Origin of the sequence: Hyalangium versicolor (genome assembly GCF_020103695.1) — a bacterium.
GTDB classification, from domain to species: Bacteria; Myxococcota; Myxococcia; order Myxococcales; family Myxococcaceae; genus Hyalangium; species Hyalangium versicolor.
The window spans coordinates 96,877-117,137 of the sequence record NZ_JAHXBF010000024.1; the positions used below are offsets into that span (position 1 = coordinate 96,877).

A 20,261-nucleotide genomic window follows, 5' to 3' on the forward strand; every position below is an offset into this window, starting at 1 on the left:
CCGGCCTTGCCGGTTTCCTCACGTGACAAGCCGATGGCGCGGCGCGCCACCCATGGACGAATCTTCCGAGGCCCATGTAAAGGTGCCAGCACCCGATTCAACCCTTGGAGGGGTGCTTCATGGTGATGCGCAACTGGGTCCAGGCGCTCTGCGCCGCGGTGTGCGTTCTGGCGCTCGCGGGATGTGGCGATGAGTGCGTCGATAAATTCGACTGTCAAAGCGATAAGGGCAATCCACCCGAAGGCAAGCAGTGGATCTGCAACGCCGACAACAAGTGCGAGGCCCAGAGCGAACCGATCCCCGAGGAGCCGAAGTGCACTCCCACGTGCGCTGCTGGCGAGTTCTGTGACACCAGCTCCGGCACGGGAGTATGTCGCACCTGCTCCGGGACCCAGGGCTGTAACGCACCCCTGTTCTGTGACGTCGCGGCCAACAACGGCAAGGGCGTCTGCAAGGCGTGCACGGACTCGGCCACCAGTCCCGACACCGGGTGCTCGGCGGGCGCCCCCATCTGCGACACCTCCGCCAACAATGGCGTAGGCGTGTGCAAGGCCTGTGCGGACACCTCCACGACTGGCACGGACGAGGGGTGCTCGGCGACCGCTCCGGTCTGCGATACCACCGCGGGCAATGGCGCGGGTGCCTGCAAGGCCTGCTCGGACACCGCCACCGGCAATGGCACCGACCTGGGCTGCTCCGACGCCGCTCCCTTGTGTGATGCCTCGGCGAACAGTGGCGCGGGTACGTGCAAGGCCTGCACGGACTCAGCGACGGGCAATGGCACCGACCTGGGTTGCTCCGCCACCGCGCCCATCTGCAACGCCTCGGCGGCCAACGGCGCGGGCGCGTGCAAGGCTTGCACGGACTCGGCGACTGGCAATGCCACCGACCTGGGCTGCTCCGATACCGCCCCCATCTGCAACGCCACTGCGGCCAATGGCGTGGGCCTGTGCAAGGCCTGCGTGGACTCTGCCTCGGGCGGTGGTACGGATCTCGGCTGCTCCGCTGCCGCGCCTTTGTGCGACTCCGCGGCCAGCAACGGTGCGGGCGCGTGCAAGGTCTGCGCGGACTCCGCCTCGGGTGGTGACACCGACGTCGGGTGCTCGGCGAGCGCTCCCATCTGTGATGCCTCGGCCAGCAATGGCGCGGGCGTCTGCAAGACCTGCGCGGACACCGCCACCGGCAATGCCACCGATCAGGGCTGCTCTTCGGGTGCCCCCATCTGCGACACCACCGCTGCCAACGGCGCGGGTGTCTGCAAGGTGTGTCTGGATACTGCTTCGTCGGGCAACGGCGATCTGGGCTGCTCCGCACCGACCTCCCTGTGCGACCCGCTGGCCGCCAACGGCGTGGGTGCCTGCTACGTCTGTCTGACGAATACCAACGAGGGCTGCCCCGGCGTGCAGACGTGCAACGCGACGGGGACTGCGTGCGAGGGCTGCGTGGACAACAGCTCGTGCACCAATGCGTCGACGCCGTACTGCAAGCCGCCGCCTCCGGTGGCCGTCTGCGTCGAGTGCATCGACGACACGAACTGCAGCCCGGCCCACCCCGTCTGCTCGACGACGAGCAACTTCTGCGGCTGCGCGAACGATGCGGCCTGCGCGAACGCCGCGGGCAACACCACCCTGGACTTCTGCGACACCGCGGCGAACAACGGCCGTGGCGAGTGCAAGGTCTGCGTCACGGACGCCAACTGCGCCTCGGCGGATGCGGCTCGGCCCTACTGCGAGAACCAGACGGCGTGCATCGGATGCCGCAGCAACGCGGACTGCTCGCTGAGCCAGGTGTGTGACGCGAGCAAGACCTGCGTGGCCCCGCCGGGAGCGGATCCGGCCGGTACGAGCGCGCAGATCCAGTCCTTCATCGACGCGCCCGTGGGAGCACTCACCCCGCCGATCACCATCGAGAACGCGTTCGTCACGTACATCAAGCCCGCCCTGGGCACCGACGTGGCCGGCTTCTTCCTCCAGGCCGAGGCGAATGGACCCGCGATGTTCGTGGCGTCCGATTCTTCGTCCACGCCGCTGCAGGTGGGAGATCGCGTCACCCTCACCGTGGGCGAGGTCGTGAAGCTCAGCGGCGATCTGGAAGCGGCAGCCGACATCAGCGGCTTCACCGTCGTGGCCCGCGGCTACCCTGTCCAGAACCTCAACACCGCGACGCCTCCTGGCCTCACGGTGGAGCGGTCTGGAGCCAATGACCTCCAGAGCAACCTGGCCCAGTATGAGAGTGAGCTCCTCTCTCTGTCAGGTACGCTGGCGTCGAATGGCAGCTCGTCTGGCACGGGACATGTGTCCTTCACCTTCACCACCACGGGCGTCCCGGCGGCGCAGACCACCCTCGTGCTTCGTGTGGCCTCGACCGTCGCGGACTCGCTCGGCATGGCACAGACCTGCAAGTTCACGCTGAAGGCAGGACCGATGTGGCGCTTCACCTCCGGCACCACCAACACGGCTCAGCCGTCGGCCTACTACACCTCGGACCTGACCGTCTCCAACTGCCCGGCGCCGAAGCTGCTGACGGCCGTTCCCTCCTCGCTGACGCAGGTGGTCCTGAACTTCGACCGGTACATTGATCCGGCGAGCGTCTCGAGCTCCGGGGCCCAGTTCACTTTCACGAATGGGCTCACCGCGACTCAGGCGCAGGTCAATGGCAAGCAGATCACCCTGACGACGAGCGCCCAGACAGCGGGGGCGAGCTACACCGTCACTGTGGCCAACTCCGTCAAGGACCTGCTCGGCACCCCTGTGTCGGGGACCGCGAACACGGCCACCTTCAAGGGCTACCGCGTGACCGCCTCGCTGCTCATCACCGAGGTCCTGCCCAACGGCTCGAGCAGCACCGATCTCGTGGAACTGCTGGCCGTCAGCGGCGGAAACGTGGAGGGCTTCGTGCTCCAGCAGGACATCAACTCGGCGACCACCCTGGCCACGCTCCCCAACGTCACCGTGGCCACTGGAGACATCATCGTGGTCCACATGACTCCGCCCAACGGCTATGCCAGCGAAACCACTGCCAAGAACCAGTTCCCGGCCAGCGGCACCGCCATCAACTACGACACGGCCTGGGACTTCGCGGGTAATGCCGCCGGCATCACGTATTCCAACCGCGTGTTGCTGATCAAGGATGCGGTGGGCACCATCCAGGATGCCACCCCGTTCGTGAAGACGGACGTCACCACGCCTCCGAGCGGATTCCCGGCCAATCTGCAGGCGATCCAGGCTGCCGGTCTGTGGAGCCCCGCTGACTGTGGCGGGGCACTGTGCACGTACACCACGACGCCGACGGCCCAGGCCGTGTCGGCGGACTGGACGACCGCCACGGGCACCAGCCGCACGAGCAACACGGTTCGCCGGATCTCCGCCACCGACACCAACACTGGCGCGGATTGGGCCGTGGGTGCACAGAGCTGGGGTTTACCCAACCCGTAGTCCTTCGATGAGCCCCAGGGCTCGTTCCTAGAAGCTCGAAGGGCCGCGGCTCCCAGGGGTCGCGGCCCTTCTCTTTGCGGGCTCTCGTGCCGTGTCGCTCACCTGTTCCCCCGAACGGGCAGGAGTCTCTAGACTGCGCCCCTTTCCCATGTGGGCCGCCCGGTTCCCGGCTCGCGGAGTGGTGCCATGTCTCCCCGTCGCGTCCTTGCCTTCCTCCTCTTCTCGACCCTCCTTGCTTGCCCTGGCGGTAATCCCACTCCGCCGGAGCCCCAAGGCCCCTCGCTCCCTACCGCGTCACTCGGCGAGAGCACCGTGGGCGCCCCCTTCCAACACAGCATCGCGGCCTCCGGTGGCACCGCTCCGCTCTCCTACTCCGCTCAGGGGCTTCCAGCAGGCCTGACCCTCGACTCCAGCTCCGGCATGCTCGCGGGCTCCCCCGCCAGCGCTGGCAACTTCGAGTTCGATGCCTCCGTCAGTGACTCCGCGGGCCGCTCCGATCAGCACCGCTACTCCCTCGCCGTCCTCGAAGCGCCCCACTTCGTCACGGCCTCCCTTCCTCCCGCCACCATGGCCGTTTCCTATGCGGCCCGCGTCGAGGCCTCTGGCGGCAAGGCGCCTCTCGTCTACCGACTCCAGAGCGGCTCGCTTCCTCCGGGTCTCGGCATCGATGCCTCCGGGACCCTGAGTGGTATCCCCTCGGCCGCCGGCTCCTACGCCTTCGAACTCTCCGCCACCGATGCCCATGGCGCTATGGCTCGCGCTTCCTTCACCCTCGAGGTTCGCCGGGATGCGCCCGCCTTCGTCACCTCCACCCTGCGCGATGGCACCGTGGGGCTGGCCTATTCGGAGACCCTTCAGGTTTCAGGCGGCAGATCCCCCTTCACCTTCCAGGTGATCGATGGCGCGCTCCCCGCCGGTCTCCAGCTCAATGGCAACGCCATCGAGGGAACGCCCACCACCGTCGGCACCGCCTCCTTCACCCTCGAAGTCCGTGATGCCGCGAACCAGTCGGGCACCCAGGCCTTCACCCTCCACGTCTCCAGCTCGCTCGCCATCACCTCCAGCGCTCTGCCCGACGCCTATACCGGCACGCCCTACTCCTTCACCCTCTCGGCCGCCGGTGGTGCGCTTCCGTACCAGTGGGGCCTCGTGAGCGGGACTCTGCCCGCGGGACTCGTCTTGTCCACGTCCGGCCAACTCAGTGGCACTCCCTCCACCGCCGGCAGCAAGTCCTTCACCGTCAGCGTCACGGACTCCAACAATGCCACCGCGACCCAGACGCTCACCGTGCCCGTGTATGCGCAGCCCGCGCTCGCCGCCGTGCCTGCTCAGACCGCCTACGTCGCCGACGTCATCAACCTCGTCCTCTCCATCACCGGCGGCAAGGCCCCCTACTCCTTCTCGTACGCAGGGGCGCTCCCGCCAGGGCTCTCGCTCAGTGCCTCCAGTGGGCTCCTCCAAGGCACCCTCACCGGCGCCGGCGCCTTCTCCTTCGATGTCACCGCCTCCGATGCGAACGCCCGCACCAGCACGCGCACGGTCTCCTTCACCGTCCATGCTCTCCCCACCATCACCTCCTCCACACTCCCCGAAGGGGACACGAGCGTGTCCTACAGCACCCAGCTCACCGCCACGGGCGGCCGGGGCTCCCTCTCCTGGAGTTCTTCAGGAACACTCCCTCCCGGCCTCTCCCTCTCCAGCACCGGCACGCTCAGCGGCACTCCCACCACCGCCGGCTCCTTCTTCTTCACCGCTCGCGTCACCGATGCCGGCGGTAAGACAGATAGCCGCTCGCTCACCCTCGTCATCCAGGGGCCTCCCGTCATCGCCACGGCGTCTCTCGCGGATGGCTACGTCGCCTCGGCCTACTCCGCCACCCTCGTCGCCAGTGGCGGCCGCGCGCCCCTCTCGTGGAGCTTCACCGGCACGCTGCCTCCTGGCCTGAGTCTCTCCTCCAGCGGCGGCCTCTCCGGCACTCCCACCACCACGGGCTCCTTCGCCTTCACCGCGCGCGTCACCGACAGCCTCGGCCGCTCGGCCTCCCGCAGCGTGGACATCGCCGTCTACCGCCTCCCCTCCATCACCTCGGATGCGCTCGGCGATGCCTACGTCTCCGAGCCCTATTCCGGCCTCATCTCCGCCTCGAATGGAAAGCCGCCGCTCACCTTCTCCATCGGATCAGGCGCCCTGCCCGCAGGGCTCTCTCTCTCCGCCTCGGGAGAGCTCAGCGGCACGCCCACCTCCTCAGGCACCTCCCTGGTCGAAGTCCAGGTGAGCGATGGCAACGGACGCACCGCCACACGCGCCATCTCGCTGGCCGTCTACACCCTGCCCACCCTCACCACCTCCTCCCTGACCGAGGCCTTCCAAGGCGCGCCGTACTCCCAGGCACTCACCGCCTCCGGCGGCAGGCCCGACTACTCCTTCAGCCTCGACTCCGGCGTCCCGCCCGCAGGCATCACCCTCAGCTCGAGCGGCATCCTCACCGGCATTCCCACCGGCTCCGGCTCCACATTCACCGTCCGCGTCCTGGATGCCAACGGCCGCAGCAACGCGCGCACCTTCACCCTCTCCGTCTCCATCGCGCCGCACATCACCACCGCGTTCCTGCCCGAGGCCACCGTCGGCAGCCCCTACAGCGTGACGCTCGGGTACTCCGGCCAGCCGCCTCTCTCCTGGGGCTCCTCCGGCACGCTGCCTCCCGGACTCGCCTTCAACTCGAATGGCTCCATCTCCGGCACGCCCACCACCACCGGCACCTGGTCCTTCACCGTCACCCTGCAGGACACCCAGGGAGCCATGGACTCGCGCGTGTTCCCGCTCACCGTGAAGGCGCCTCCCAGCAGCGCCCTCTTCACCGTGGGCCAGTGGAACATCGAGTGGTTCGGCAGCGACATCAACGGCCCGCCCCGCTCCAGCTCCGGCGGCGGCACCTCCGATGACATCCAGATTGCCCACGCGCGAGACGTCATCCTCAATGCGGATGCCGACCTCTGGGGCCTCGTCGAGATGGTCGACTCCGCCGACTTCCAGACCCTCAAGTCCCAGCTGCCCGGCTACGACGGCTTCCTCGCCAATGATCCACGCGTCACCCTGGGCTCCAGCTACTACTCCACCTCCGAGCAAAAGCCCGGCGTGCTCTATGACAGCCGCCTCTCCGTGCAGAGCGCCACCGTCATCCTCACCTCCTTTGACTCGGACTTCGGCGGGCGGCCTCCCCTGCGCGTGGACTTCACCACCTCCATCCACGGCGCCACCGTGCCGCTCACCGTCATCGTCCTCCACATGAAGGCCTTCGATGACCAGGCCTCCTATGACAGGCGTCAGCGCGCCAGCGTCGCCCTCAAGAACTACATCGACTCGACCCTGCCCTCGAGCCGCGTGTTCGTCATCGGTGACTGGAACGATGACGTGGATGTCTCCATCGCCCACGACTCCAACGGCATCCCGCTGCCCACGCCCTACGAGAACTTCCTCGCCGCACCCGCCGACTACACCTTCGTCACCCGGCCCCTCTCCCTCGCCGGAGAGACGTCCACCCCCGAGTACTCGGACATGATCGACCACACGCTCGCCACCAACGAGCTGATGGTGGACGCCGTACCGGACTCGGCCGAGGTGCTGTATCTGGACTGGATCCCCGACTACCGGGGCACCACGAGCGACCACTACCCCGTGCGCCACCGCTACAACTTCGGCGCCCCACCCCTCGCGCCGGCTCCCTAGCGCCCACCCATGGCCCCCCTGCCGCCCCTGTGGCTAGCGCGGCAGGGGCTGGGACAGGGACTCGTCACTCCGGATCGCTTCCGACCTGGAGGACGCTGACTTGCGCAGCAGCTCCACGTCGCGGGCCACCCATTCGCCCTGCTCCACGTCGTAGGAGACCCGGACCTCCGAGCCCTTCTCCACCAGCCACCGGCTCAGCTCCCGGTCTCCCCGGCGGAAGCGCGTGGTGCCGTTGACACGCACGTCCCGCTCCACCCCACCGGTGTCGCGGATGAGCAGCTCGTCGTCCCCCACCCAGACAACCGTGCCCAGCGTGCTCGCCATGCCCTGCTCGCGGCCGGAGCCCCCCTGGGCTGGCAGCTGGCCCGGATCCACCTCCGCCTGCAGGTCCCTGCGCTGCGCCTGCAACTTGTCCGGATCCGGCATCTTCTCGCGCGAGGCCATCAAATCCCTCAGCACGAAGGAGCGCGCCTCCCGCTCACTGGCGCTCGGTGGGCTGTCCGCGCCGCGGCAGGCATACCCCAGTCCCCCCAGGACTCCGACAGCTCCGACAATGGCCGTCCATCGACGCAGGCGTTGCATCACACAGGTCCCCTTTCTCGTGGCCGCCAGCCCTCGCCCCCGCTCCTCTCTCCCACCACGGACCTGCTTCTAGAATGGGGCCTTGCGGGCTGTGCCGCAGCCTCCAGGGAACCTCTGTCCGCTCCCTCCCCCCGAGAACCGAGCGGCAGGGTCCCATTCGCCCCCCTGGCTGCCTGCCCTCCACGGCTTGCCCGCAAAGTCCATACGCCTCCGGGTCCCTTCCCGAAACCACCCAACCTATTGGATACTGTCTACACTGACGATGGACTCCGCTCCTCCTTCCGCTCACGCGTGGTCCGCCTACGCCTCCTTCCTCTGGGAGCAGTGGCCTCGGCGCACCCAGCGCCTGGGAATGACCGCCCTCCTGGGTAGTATGCTCCTGCTCGTCTCGGATGTGCTGAGCGTGAGCCTGGGAGCCGTCACCGCGCCCCGCTCGCTGCTGGCCATCCTGGGCATCCGCGTGCTGTGCCTGCTGCTTCCGGTGGCCATGCTCGCGGTGCTGAACACCTTCCCAGAGTGGAAGACCCATCCGATCCCGGGCGTGGGAATGACGGGCGCGTGGATCCTCGCCAGTCAGGCCGCGTTCTACTTCGCGGGGACGCAGCGCTCACTGCCCCACGCTGCGCTGTTGATCTGGAGCGTCTTCTTCGTGCCCCTGGTGCTGCCGCTGCGCTCGCAGGCGCGCGGCATCTTCTATGCCTTCGTGGTGACGAGCTACGCGGTGCTCGAGCTGGCGATGGATTCGGGATCGCCCCTGGGGCCGCGCCTGGTGGGGATCCTCCTGATGGGGGCGGCCACGGTGTGCATCGCGTGGTCGCTCGAGCGGGTGCTGAACTCGCTGCGGCAGCACTTCTTCCTCAAGCAGGAGCTGAGCGCGACGGTGCGGGAACTGGAGGCCTCTCACGGCCGGCTGGGCCAGGCGGGGGAGGCGCTCGGGGTGCTGGTGGAGAAGCTGCGCAACTCCACCGTGGAGCTGTCCAGCGAGTCGTCTCGCGCGCGCCGGGAGATGGCCCGCATCACGCAGATGAGCGAGAAGGTGGCCACCCTGGCCCAGGGCGCATCGTCCCGGGCCTCGGGCGCGGGGAACACCGCCATCCACGCCACGGAGCACACGCAGTCCATCGACGCGGAGATGAACCACGTGGAGAACGGGGTGAGCGACATCGCTCACGCGGTGAGCCTCACCGGGGCCAGTCTGCAGGAGCTCGAGGCGCACACCCGGCACATCGTCGAGTTCACGGACACCATCCAGGAGTTCGCCAACCAGACGGATGTACTGGCGCTCAACGCAGCCATGGAGGCCGCGCGCGCGGGAGAGGCGGGACGGGGCTTCGCGGTGGTGGCGCGCGAGGTGCGACGGCTGGCCGAGGCCTCCAAGGACAGCTCCGTGAAGGTGCAGGAGGTGGCGCAGGGCATCCGCCTGCAGTTGGACTCGGCGATGCAGGGCGTGGGCATCGTCCGCACGAGCACCCAGCAATTCGAGAGCAGCTTCACCGGGACGCGCGCGACGCTGGAGGACCTCCGGCAGCTCGTCACGGAGATGGAGCAGGCGATGGGCTCCATGGTGAAGGATGCCCAGGCGCAGGCGGGAGCAACGGGAGCCATCGCCGCGGGGGCCGTGCAGCTCCAGCGCGTCATCCAGACGCACGCGAAGATGAGCGAGGAGGTGGCCGTCACCGCCGAGCAGTTGGGCCAGCTCTCCGAGGAATTGCGTGCGCTAATGCCGAAGAAAGATGCGGCGACTCCGGCCCCCGGGCCCCAGGCCTCGGCTCCCGTGGCCGAGCCACCTCTGCCGAATCCTCGGGCCGCGGTGGCTTGAGGCGAAGAAGCCGTGTGCGATGCCTGGGCGGCCCTCTCAATGAGGTTCGCTCTCCGGCTTCGTCCGACGGCGATCGAACCGACACACCCAAGGCTCGTCGGCTCCGAAACGTCCACAGTAGTAGCCCGGCGCACAGGCATCCGCGGACTCAGGTGTGCAGGGCGTCTGGCAGTAGGACCGATGGCAGAGCATCCCGTCCGGGCACACGGGCCTTCCCTCTCCACAGCGGGTAGCGCACTCCATCCACACTTCGCCCGGAAGATTCTCTCGCTGCAGCACCAAGCACTCTTGACTGCCAGGACACCCGGACTGGCGGCAGTCGACTCCATGCACGGACATGCATGCGGACGTGCCTTGATGGAAGGAGACACATACCTTGCCGGTAGAGCAGCCCTGCTCCACACATGTGGGAAGGCACAAAGGGCCAGGTGTCACGTCCGAGCAGAAGAAGCCCGCCGGGCAGCTCCCGGGCTTCGCCTTCTCGCAGGGGCGTCCACACCAGGCGGCGCCACAGAGAAGCCCCGGTTCACAAGCCTGCTGCAGGTCGGCTGGAAGGCTGGCGCATCTCTCACCTTCCTTGCGAACTCCCTGGGGAATACACGCGCGGACCCTCGGGCCATCGTCCCGCGTTCGCAATTCCTGGCACGAGAAGCCTTCACGGCACTGCATGTCCGTCATGCACTCGCTATCGGCACAGTAGGACTTGAAGAACCTGGAATCCGACAGGCATCCCAAAGGAGGCTCACAGTCCTGAGCCTTCTTGCAGTCGCGCTGATACGTGACCCGCTTCAATCGCTCTTCCAGGGAGAGAATCGGACTGACCCTTCTCTCTTGCGGCCCTCGAAGCTGTAACCGCTCACGTATCGCGTAGACCGCGATGGCACCTAGCGGGATGACGAGCAGCAGGCCTACGAGGAGTCCTGGCAGTGCACCTGCCTTCATTTGCTGCACTCCAGAATGCACTCCTCCGGATTGGGCTGGTCTTCACAGAACTCCTCCAGGTCCTGCCCTGCTGGAGGACACTCTCCCTGATAGGAGTGCACCCCCTTCATCGCATCCTGGTGCGCGGCCCGCTCGACATTACCGCTCCGTCCGAAGGCGTGTGGACACCCCACCGTGCCCAGCAGCAACAATGCAGCGGCCCAGTGAGGCCTCCACAAAAGCGGCGGTCGCTGGAGACGAGGCGTCATCGTGATTTCCCTCCTTCTTGGAATCATAGCCTTCGGGCCGGTGGAGCCCATGACTGGAGCCCTGCCCTCCCGGCTTGTCCCCCTTGCCGTCCTGGCCGCCAGCCTGGCCTCTCTGGGTGATGACTCTCTCACAAGCTGTGCACCCAACCCCCCACATCACCCGAGTAGCCGTTAGAATGCCAGGCGTGGCGAGACTGGTGGCGATGTTCGGCCCCTGCCGGGGCATAGCGCGAGAGCTGGATTCCCCCCTCACCGTGGGCCGGGCCGCCGAGGGCGGGCTGCAACTCCTCGACGACAAGGTCAGCCGGGAGCACTGTGCCATCGAGCCCATTGGCCCCGCCGGCCATGTGCTGAGGGACCTGGGCTCTCGGAACGGGACGTGGCTCAACGGTCAGCTCCTCAAGGAGACGACGCGGCTGCGCCCTGGGGACCACATCTCGGTGGGTGAGAGCGTCTTGGTGTACGAGCCCTCCTTCGATGCCCTGCGGGCCCGGGATGGCGAGTCCACCCTCGTCCTCACCCGCACCCGGCCGGAGACGGCTCGGGGTGGCATCCCTCCCACCGAGGCGGCGCTTGCCCGTGCCGGTGAGCTGGCCCTCCGTGCGGCTGCGGCTGCCTCTCCCGAGGCCGCCGCGGGCCTGGTGCTCGAGGTGCTCGACTCGGCCCTCCAGCCCACGGCGCTCACCGTGCTGCGGCTGGCTCCCAATGGCATGCTGCACCCGCTGCTGGCCCGGCCTGTGGGCTCCCACGTCACCCTGAGCCGGGAGCTGGTGAATGCGGCGCTGAAGCTGGGCCGCGCGCTCGCCATGCCCGAGGCTCAGGCCCGTCCCGAGACGGACAACCTGCTGACGCGCGTGCGCCAGGGCGATGCCCATGTGCTGTATGCGCCCCTCTATACGGGAGGCTTCCCCGCTGGGGCGCTCTGCATCCTGCGGGACGCGGCCTTCACCGATGAGGAGCTGGCGCTGGCTGGAGCGCTGGCCGGAGCCGCAGGGCCCTCGCTCTGTCCGCCGCCCGAGCCTCACATTCCGAGCACACTCACCTACTCGACTCCCGTGGCTGAGAGCGCCGCGATGCGCGAGGTGATGCGCCAGGCCAACGCCGCAGCGCAGGTGCAGTCCACCGTCCTCATCACCGGCGAGAACGGCACGGGCAAGGAGGAGGTGGCGCGAGCCATCCACACCCTGGGCGCTCGCTCAAAAGGGCCCTTCATCTCCGTCAACTGCGGAGCCATCCCCACCGAACTGGCTGACAGCGAGCTCTTCGGCCACGAGAAGGGCGCCGTCGCCGGAGCGGTGAGCTCCCGTGCCGGAGTCTTCGAGCAGGCGGACGGTGGCACCCTGTTCCTGGATGAGGTGGGGGATCTGCCCGCGGACCTACAGGTGAAGCTGCTACGGGTACTGCAAGACAAGTTGGTGAACCGCGTGGGAGGACGCGCGGGTGTGCCGGTGGACGTGCGCGTGGTGGCGGCCACCCATCGCAACCTTATTGAAGCGGTGCGCGCGGGGACTTTCCGCGAGGATCTCTACTGGCGCCTCAATGGGGTGCGCATCCACCTGGCTCCCCTGCGCGACAGGCCCGAGGACATCGTGCCCCTGGCCGAGCGCCTGCTGGCGCGGATGGGACCACAACTGGGCCGCAGGGCCGCAGGGTTCACGGCGGAGGCCCGTGCCGCCCTGAAAGCCTGTCCCTGGCCGGGCAACGCGCGCCAACTGGGCAATGCCATTGAACGAGCGCTCGTGCTGAAGGGGCCGGGAGAGCTCATCGGCCTGTTGGATCTGCCTCCCGAGGTGGTGGCTCCAGAGCCCAAGCCCGTAACGGGTGGAAACGGAGCGCCGGCCTCGGGGGTCACCCTCGCGGATGTGGTGAGGACCGTGGAGCGTGAGCACATCGTTCTCGCGCTGGAGCGGGCCAAAGGTGTGAAGCCGACGGCAGCCGAGGCGCTGGGGATCTCTCCCTCGACTCTGGATCAGAAGATCGCGGAGTACGGAATCAACCTGTTCGAGTGAGCTTTCTCTGCCCTTCCCGCCGCACTCCGCTGCCCGGTGTGCCCGAGCTGCGGACGCGGAGTTCTTGAGCACCCGCGACAGGAGATCATACGTTCCGAGGCTCTATGCGCTCGAAGCAGTCGCGTGAACCAACCCCAGGAGCCTGGATGGCGTGGGTGCCCTACTTCCTGCTGGTGCTTTCGGGTTGCGGCAGTTGCTCGAGAGGGCAGGGGCAGCCCCCTCCACGCGAAGACAAGACTGAAGCGGGCACGGTGGACCACACAACATCCCTCGCTTCATCGTTCCCCGGCTCTCAGTGGTCCCTGATCTTGGGAGAAGAAGACTCCACCAATCGATACGCTGCCACGGTCATGGTCATCGTCCATGACGCAAAGGATGCGTCGAAGCACATGGAGTGCAGTGGTGTCCTCGTGGCTCCGCGTCTCGTCCTCACGGCCGGGCACTGCGTGTGCCAGCGCCGAGAAGCTCCTGCCCCAGATGATGAAAAGCTCCTGATCGATGCCTCCTTGTGTGCAGCGACAGCATCCGTGGTCCTGGTGACCTCCGAGCCCCCCACCCCCGAAAGAGTTGGGGAGTCATGGTCGGAGAGGCTCTCTGGAACCGTTCGGCCGCACCCACAACTCAGGCTCCTGCTGGACTCGGAGGGCCATGTCACCTCCAACACGGCAAACCTGGCGCTCGTTCTCCTTGAGCAACCCGTGAAGCAGCACATCGCTCCCGTGCTGCTGTCCGACGAGGAGGCCACGGTCGGAGAGCGGCTGACAGTCGTTGGTTTCGGATATGCCGAGGGCCCGGGAGCCCTGGATGGACGGCGACGCTTCAGCCTGGAATCCGTCACGGGAAGGCTCGAGCCCAGAGGAGAGCGGATGCTGTTTGGCCGCCCGGAGCTACACTCCTACCGTGGTGACACCGGCGGGCCCTGCCTCCGCGAAGGCAAGGGAGCACCCACCCTGGTGGGCATCTCCAACCGGGGTCTGGGCAGGGAGCCTGCTTTCACGAGCACATATGCCTACCGCGCGTGGCTAGAGAGGGAGATACAATTCGCGCCCCAATCTTCCTCCTCATCCGAAGAGGGTCCAACGCCATGACTCCGAAGGCATGGGTGGCACTCTGTCTGGTACTGCTCGCGGGCTGCTCCGCGAGTTCCTCTTCTCTTTCAGACTCGAGTAATCCCACTCCCTCGGAGGGGCTATTCCCAGAGGGAGCACTTCTGGTGGGCCCAGGCCCCATCGATGTTGCGAACAGGTTCCTACCTGTCGTGATGCTCTCCACCATTATCGTGGACGCGGCGGGAGACAGACATTTCCTGCCGTGCAGCGGTGTGCTGATCCATCGGCGGCTCGTCATCACGGCGGGGCATTGTGTCTGCCTGCCACGGATGCCTGAGCCCGGAGATGTGCCTGCCCCAGCCGTGTCTCTCTCCTACGTAGGCCCGCTGCGACCTCAGCTCACAAGAGCGGGGGAGCTCCGCGATGTCGCCCTCCGATCGATCCTGGACAAGAAATCCCCATGCGCCAGAACCACACTGGTGACCGCATCCCGGTACAAACGTACAAAGGGTGGAGTTCCAGGAGCCGAGACCACCGAGCACTATGACAGCGAAATCCTCATCCACCCTCAATTCGAAGTGGTCAATGGTGAGCGAGGTGGCCGTATCGAGACGGTCTGGGCCAGCGCGGATTTCGCGGCCATCCTTCTGAAGAAGCCCGTGGAATTCGAACTCACACCGCTCGAACTCCCCACCCAGGAGGTCACGACGGGCGCCGACATCACGCTCGTCGGCTATGGACCTGGTGATTCGCCCAAATACCTCGGCGAACGTCAGCTGGGTGAGAGCCACATCACGCAACTCCTCCGCCTGGAAACCGGCAGCGTCATCTTCAAGGCGGAGGAGCAGTCCCTACCTGATGGGGGAGTGACGGCGAGCGCAGCCTCCGGAGACAGCGGAGGCCCGGTCGTCATCAAGACCCGCCCAGGAGTCCTCGTCGGCATCACCAGCGTCGGCGCCAAGACACGGAATGGACGGAAGGTGTCCATCTTCATGAGCGCTTACTCGCATCGTGAATGGCTGAACGAAGTGCTCCAGCGGGCCGATAAGAGCTGAGGCGATCTCCACCTCAGCGTGGGCGCTTCGCGGTAGCCTCTCCCGCCACACAGGAGGCACAAGGTCGATGCGGTGGCTGCTCATCATGCTCGCGCTGGGCGCGGCGGGAACGGCGGGGTATCTCGGAACGGTGGCGAAGAACTCCTTCTCCGCCTACTCCAACGAGCAGCTCGACATGCTCGAACGCGAGATGTCCCAGCAACTCGAGCCCAACCGCCCCTCCACGCGCCCCCTCAAATCCTCAGGCAAGCAGGGACAGCAGAAGGAATCCCTCTCGGGCAGCCAGGAGCTCCTCCAACAAGAGCGGCAACGCCGGCTCTACTTCTTCGCCGCGCTCGCTGTAGCCGCCGTGGCTGCCGTGGCCGCCTTCTTCATCCGAAGCGGCGGCTCCTCCATCCCCACCCTCCGCGGCTCCAGCGATGAGGATGCCCGCCTCGTGGCCGCCGTCGGAGACCCCTCCGTGCTCCGCGAAGGCGCCCGGCAGAAGGCCGCCTCCCTCCTCGGCGTCGCCACCGATGCCCCTCCCGCCGTCATCGAGGCCGCCCTCCAGGCCCAGCTCCAGCAAAGGGACCCCGCTCGCTTGGACGGCCTCGCCCCGGACCTCAAGAACCTCGCCCTTCAACAACGTGAAGAGCTCGTCCGCGCCAGGGATCTGCTCCTGAACCAGAAACCCTCGGGCCCCCGCAAGACGTAGGCCCCACCCCGCACCTACGCCGGTGCATCCGGGGACGCGCCCCGCGCCTTCGCCACCCACTCGCGCACCCGCGCACGCAGGTTCTCCGGCTCGAAGGGCTTCTCCAGACGCGGATTGGGCACCCGCTCCAGGAACTCCTGCGCCGCGGGCGTGTAGGCCCCTCCCGTGACGAACACCATCCGCTCCGCCTGCTGCGGAGCCGCCTTCGCCAGCTGCGCGTGCAGCTCCATCCCCGTCATCTCCGGCATCATTAGGTCGCAGAGGATGACGTCGTAGCTGGCCTGCGAAGAGGACAGCATCTCCAGCGCCCGCCGCGAGCTCACCACCACCTCCACGTCATGCTCGCGCGACAGAGTCCGCCGCAGCGCGGAGCTCACCAATGGATCATCATCCACCACCAGCACCCGACCTCGCATCAACACTCCCTCCTTGGACTCCACAGCTCGCGGCACCGGGACCGCTTCTCCACGAGCCACGGGCAGTGTCACCCGAAACATCGTTCCCCGCCCCACCTGACTCTCTACCTCGATCCGGCCCCCCATCGAAGTGATGAAGGAATGGCATAGCGCCAGCCCCAGCCCCGTGCCTACCCCTACCGGCTTCGTTGTGAAAAAGGGGTCGAAGATGCGACCGACCACTTCTGGCGGAATTCCACTACCGGTGTCATGCACCTCCCCGGCCACGCGGTCATCTCCGACCCGCCGAGTCACCAGGCGCACCTCGTTCTGCTCGGGCTTCCCTTCCGGCAAGGCCTGGGCCGCGTTGATGATGAGGTTGAGGAACACCTGCGCCAGCCGCGCCTCGTTGCCCTCCACCCGAGGCACCTCCGCGTAGTCCCGCAGCAATTGGGCCCGGGGCCGCAGCTCTCCGGCCGCCATCTTCGCCGCCGAGTCCATCACCGCCCGAAGGTCCACCGGCTCCTTCGTCCCGTCATCCTGGCGTGAAAACGTCTTCAAGTCCCGGACGATGCGCCGCACCCGATCCGCCCCCATCAGCGCCTCGCGCAACACCTGCTCCATGTCCCGGAGCCGCTCGCGCACATCCACCGGTCCTTCCTCCAGGCGACGCATCAGCGAGCCTGCCTCCGCACAGGCATGTTCAAGGTTGGACACGATGTAGGAGAGCGGGTTGTTGATTTCATGCCCCACACCGGCGGCCAGGGTACCCACCGCCGCCATCTTCCCCGCCTGCACGAGCTGGGACTGGGTGGCTCGCAGCGTTCGCAAGTGAGCATCCAGCTCCTGGTTGGCGCGGGCCAGCTCCTTGGTCCGGTCCTCCACACGCGCCTGCAGCCACCGCTCGCGCTGCTTGAGCCGGCCCACCCGCCAGCCGTAGCTCACCGCCACCACCCCACCCACTCCCAGCACGCACAGCAGGTAGAACCACACCGTCTGGTGGAACCACGGCTGCAGCGTGGCCTCCAGCACGGCTCCAGGCTCGCGCCACACCCCGTCCCGGTCCGCCACCATCACCTGGAAGCGGTAGGTGCCCGGCGGCAGGCGCGTATAGGTGACGGTGCGGCGGCCCTCCGCGTCCAACCAGTCGGCGTCGAACCCATCCAGCCGGTAGCGCACCGGCACGCGCTGGGGCGCCTCGGGCGCGAAGACGGTGAAGCGGATGTCCACGTCCTGACGGCCCGGCGCCAGCACCAGCTTCGACATCAGCGGCACCAGCTCCCCCTGCACCCGCACCTCCTGGATGCGCACCTCGGGCGGGTGGCGCTCCAGCCGCGCATCCTTCGGATCCACCACCACCGCGCCACGCGAGGTAGCGAACCAGATGCGCCCGTCCCTCGCGCGCCAGCCCGCCGGCTGCGAACCTCCGCTCGTCTCCGCGCTGCGCAGCCCGTCCCGCTCGTCATAGTTGCGGGAGCGAACCCGCTCGCGCCGGCCGTCCGCCACTTCCTCCAGCTCGCGCCGACTCACCCGGAAGATGCCCTTGTTGCTGCTCATCCAGAAGAAGCCCTCCGCGTCCGGCAGCACGTTGAAGACGCTGTCGTCCGCGAGCCCCTGAGCCGTGGTGATGCGCGCCACCTTCCCGTCCTTCCACCGCACCAGCCCCGTGTGCGTCCCCACCCAGAGCGTGCCCGGGGAATCCGCGTGCAGGCTCATGATCGTCTCGTTGAGCAGCGCCGGATCCTTCACCCGCGTGAAGCTGCCATTGGCGTAGCGCACCAGTCCCGCGTGCGTGCCGAACCAGATGGCACCCGTGGTGTCCTCCCACATGGAGATGACGGCCTCGGCCACCGGGCCCTGCTCCGGCGTGAACACGGTGAACTGGCCCTCGTGCAGGCGCACCAGCCCCGACGAGGTGCCGAACCACACATCCCCTCGCGAGTCCGGGAGGATGGCCCACACCAGGTCCAACGGCAGCCCGTTCTCCCGCTTCAACTGATGGAAGTGCTTGCCGTCGTACCGGAAGGCGCCGTGGTGCGTGCCCACCCAGAGCGTGCCGTCCGGGCCCTCCGCCAGCGAGCGGATGTTCTCCTCCGCAAGCCCCTCGGCATCGCCCACGCGGGAGATTCGACCGTCCTTCATCCGATTGAGCCCGCCGCCCAACGTGCCCAGCCACAGCGTGCCGTCCCGCGTCTCCAGCACCGTGCGAACCAGGTCATGGCTCAGCCCCTCGGGCACTCCGTAGGGGATGAAGGGGTCCGCGCTCAGCCGGTTCAACCCTCCATCCGCCGTGCCCACCCAGAGGTTGCGATCGCGATCCTCGAAGATGGAGTACACCCGCGTGCCCGAGAGCCCCTCCTTCGGGCCGAAGGAGGTGAAGCCCTCGTCGGTGTGGCGGACCAGGCCCGTCTCGGTGCCCGCCCACAGCACGCCATCCCGGTCCTCCCACAGCGCCGACACCTCGTAGCGCGGCATGCCCTGCTCGGGGCTGTACCAGGTGAAGTTCCCGTCTCGCAGCGAGAGCAGTCCGGAGTACGTGCCCACCCAGAGCGTGCCGTCCCGCGCCGCCAGCAGGCTGCGCACCCGCGAGTCCGCGCCCGTGGGCAGCGCTACACGCTCCAGCCTGCCCGAGACCATTCGCGCCAGGCCCTCGCGCGTGCCGATCCACAGCGCGCCCGTCCCGTCCACGGCGAGCGCCTCCACCTGTGCGCTCGGAAGCCCCTCGCGCGTGGTGTAACGCTGCCGCGCCGCACCGCCGGAGACGGGGACCTGCTCCAGCCCCAGCGAGGTGCCGATCCACAGCGTGCTGCCCTCCAGAGCGAGCGCCTGCACGTTCACCTGCCGCAGTTCGCCCTCGTCCTGCATCCGCTGGAAATGGCCCTGCTCGTAATGGAGAAGGCCTCGCTTCGTCCCCACCCACAGCCCTCCGGAGCCATCGTCCAGGAGCGTGCGGATGCCGTGCTCGCTCAGCTCCGGCGTGTTGTGCCGATCGAAGACGGTGAAGTTGGCGCCATCGAAGCGGACCAGGCCCTCGAAGGTGCCCAGCCACAAGTAGCCATCCCGCGTCTGCCGCACCGCGAGCACGGTGTTCTGCGGCAACCCATCCTCGGTGCGCCAGGCCTGATGGCCGTACTGGGAGAGTGCCCGGTGCGGCTCCAATCCAAAGCTCGGCATCCCCACCAGGAGGAGCGAGAGAAAACACGAAGCGATGAGGGCACGCAGCCCCGGGCGGCACTGGCCCCAGGTGGACATGGGGCTCGCAGTGTCCAGCAAACTGCCCCCTGCCACCAAGCGACAATCACGCACCCGGCGGCAGCGGCGAGAACTCCCCTGCTCCCTGCCCCACCTCTCTCGCCGCTGCCGCCCTGTCGCGCACGGGAACAAGCCCTCAGGTCCAGGTCCATCCGGACCCGCGTGCCTTCCTCGCAAGGGCCGCCCGGGCCGAGACGGGCAGTCCCCATCAACGCTGCCGCTTCGATCTCCAGGCTGCTGCGCCCACGCGAGTGAGTTCCGCTCCCTGCTGCTGAGAAGATGGGGTGCGGAGCCAGAGGCGACCACTGCGGAAAGTCGACACAGGGATGCGACTCCGGCTGTGTCCAGGCGGCCCGGTGCGAAGGCCTGCTCGGATGCTCGGCGCCTCCTGGCGCTTGCCCGGAAGGTGCACGGGGCAGACTTCCTCGCTGGGGCAATCTGCCACGTCCCACGCTTCTCTTCCCGAGGGCCACCAGCCCTTCTGAGAGGCTGGCATGTCCCATGCTCCTCCACAGGGATGCCCCCCGCCTTCTCCCAGAGGCCCGGAGGCTTCACAGGCTGGGGAGGATGCGATGACACGGCAGCAGTGGACGGTGAGGCAGACGATCAAGGAGTACCTGATCGGGAAGGAGCCGGAGCCTCGGCTCGAGGAGCCCTTGCGCATCCTGCTCGCCGAGGACCAGCCGCAGATGCGCAGCCTGCTGCGAGGGGCGCTGCGGCGCGACGGCTATGAGGTGATCGAGGCAGAGGACGGACCGTCCCTCCTTCGCGCGCTCGTCTCCGGGCTCCTCGCGGAGCAGTCTCGCGCGCCCGATCTCATCATTACGGATGTGCGGATGCCGGGCTTCACGGGCCTGGAGGTGCTGGCCCGGCTGCGGAGCGAAGAGTGGAACACACCCGTCATCCTCATCACCGCATTCGGAGATGAGGCCCTGCACGCGGAGGCTGCCCGCCTGGGAGCCAATCGCGTGCTCGACAAGCCCTTCGAGCTCGAGGACCTCCGAGGGGCGGTGCGTGAACTCCTCAAGCCGCACTGAACTCCAGGCAGGAGGTGTC

Annotated in this window: 10 protein-coding genes; 8 read left to right on the forward strand and 2 right to left on the reverse strand. The window is 67.7% G+C overall.

From position 1 onward, the window contains the following. Positions 1–119 precede the first annotated feature (119 nt). The gene (locus KY501_RS39750) at positions 120–3,434 is read left to right on the forward strand and encodes an Ig-like domain-containing domain (RefSeq protein WP_224369117.1); all 3,315 of its coding nucleotides are present in this window, start codon (positions 120–122) and stop codon (positions 3,432–3,434) included. A gap of 186 nt (positions 3,435–3,620) precedes the next feature. Then, on the forward strand, positions 3,621–7,160 hold the full coding sequence (locus KY501_RS39755; RefSeq protein WP_224369118.1) for a putative Ig domain-containing protein: 3,540 nt from the start codon (positions 3,621–3,623) through the stop codon (positions 7,158–7,160). Between the two features lie 33 nt (positions 7,161–7,193). Here the strand turns inward: KY501_RS39755 and KY501_RS39760 are convergent, their stop codons facing one another. After that, a complete protein-coding gene (locus tag KY501_RS39760; protein WP_224369119.1) occupies positions 7,194–7,742 on the reverse strand; it encodes a hypothetical protein in 549 nt (182 codons plus the stop codon). Positions 7,743–8,115: 373 nt separating this feature from the next. On the opposite strand from KY501_RS39760, the gene KY501_RS39765 reads away from it, so the two are divergent. The 5 genes from KY501_RS39765 (at position 8,116) to KY501_RS39785 (ending at position 15,558) form a co-directional block, all read left to right on the forward strand. Continuing rightward, on the forward strand, positions 8,116–9,561 hold the full coding sequence (locus KY501_RS39765) for a methyl-accepting chemotaxis protein (RefSeq protein WP_224369120.1): 1,446 nt from the start codon (positions 8,116–8,118) through the stop codon (positions 9,559–9,561). A 1,366-nt stretch (positions 9,562–10,927) separates the two neighbouring features. Beyond that, complete coding sequence (locus tag KY501_RS39770) at positions 10,928–12,760, forward strand: sigma 54-interacting transcriptional regulator (protein ID WP_224369121.1); 1,833 nt, start codon at positions 10,928–10,930, stop codon at positions 12,758–12,760. 350 nt (positions 12,761–13,110) lie between these two features. After that, positions 13,111–13,848 (forward strand): trypsin-like serine protease, encoded by a 738-nt coding sequence (locus KY501_RS54435; RefSeq protein ID WP_224369198.1) that lies wholly within the window; start codon positions 13,111–13,113, stop codon positions 13,846–13,848. Between the two features lie 173 nt (positions 13,849–14,021). Then, a complete protein-coding gene (locus tag KY501_RS39780) occupies positions 14,022–14,864 on the forward strand; it encodes a trypsin-like serine protease (RefSeq protein WP_224369122.1) in 843 nt (280 codons plus the stop codon). Positions 14,865–14,931: 67 nt separating this feature from the next. Beyond that, the gene (locus KY501_RS39785) at positions 14,932–15,558 is read left to right on the forward strand and encodes a hypothetical protein (protein ID WP_224369123.1); all 627 of its coding nucleotides are present in this window, start codon (positions 14,932–14,934) and stop codon (positions 15,556–15,558) included. A gap of 14 nt (positions 15,559–15,572) precedes the next feature. On the opposite strand, the gene KY501_RS39790 is transcribed toward KY501_RS39785, so the two are convergent. After that, on the reverse strand, positions 15,573–19,205 hold the full coding sequence (locus KY501_RS39790; protein WP_224369124.1) for a two-component regulator propeller domain-containing protein: 3,633 nt from the start codon (positions 19,203–19,205) through the stop codon (positions 15,573–15,575). A 572-nt stretch (positions 19,206–19,777) separates the two neighbouring features. Between KY501_RS39790 and KY501_RS39795 the strand changes: the two genes are divergently transcribed. Next, a complete protein-coding gene (locus KY501_RS39795) occupies positions 19,778–20,242 on the forward strand; it encodes a response regulator (RefSeq protein ID WP_224369125.1) in 465 nt (154 codons plus the stop codon). Positions 20,243–20,261: the final 19 nt, after the last annotated feature.

Coding starts and splice junctions, on each gene's coding strand:
- KY501_RS39750 (WP_224369117.1), top strand. CDS start 120: ATGGTGATGCGCAACTGGGTCCAGGCGCTCTGCGCCGCGGTGTGCGTT.
- KY501_RS39755 (WP_224369118.1), top strand. CDS start 3,621: ATGTCTCCCCGTCGCGTCCTTGCCTTCCTCCTCTTCTCGACCCTCCTT.
- KY501_RS39760 (WP_224369119.1), bottom strand. CDS start 7,742: ATGCAACGCCTGCGTCGATGGACGGCCATTGTCGGAGCTGTCGGAGTC.
- KY501_RS39765 (WP_224369120.1), top strand. CDS start 8,116: ATGCTCCTGCTCGTCTCGGATGTGCTGAGCGTGAGCCTGGGAGCCGTC.
- KY501_RS39770 (WP_224369121.1), top strand. CDS start 10,928: ATGCCAGGCGTGGCGAGACTGGTGGCGATGTTCGGCCCCTGCCGGGGC.
- KY501_RS54435 (WP_224369198.1), top strand. CDS start 13,111: ATGGTCATCGTCCATGACGCAAAGGATGCGTCGAAGCACATGGAGTGC.
- KY501_RS39780 (WP_224369122.1), top strand. CDS start 14,022: ATGCTCTCCACCATTATCGTGGACGCGGCGGGAGACAGACATTTCCTG.
- KY501_RS39785 (WP_224369123.1), top strand. CDS start 14,932: ATGCGGTGGCTGCTCATCATGCTCGCGCTGGGCGCGGCGGGAACGGCG.
- KY501_RS39790 (WP_224369124.1), bottom strand. CDS start 19,205: ATGTCCACCTGGGGCCAGTGCCGCCCGGGGCTGCGTGCCCTCATCGCT.
- KY501_RS39795 (WP_224369125.1), top strand. CDS start 19,778: ATGACACGGCAGCAGTGGACGGTGAGGCAGACGATCAAGGAGTACCTG.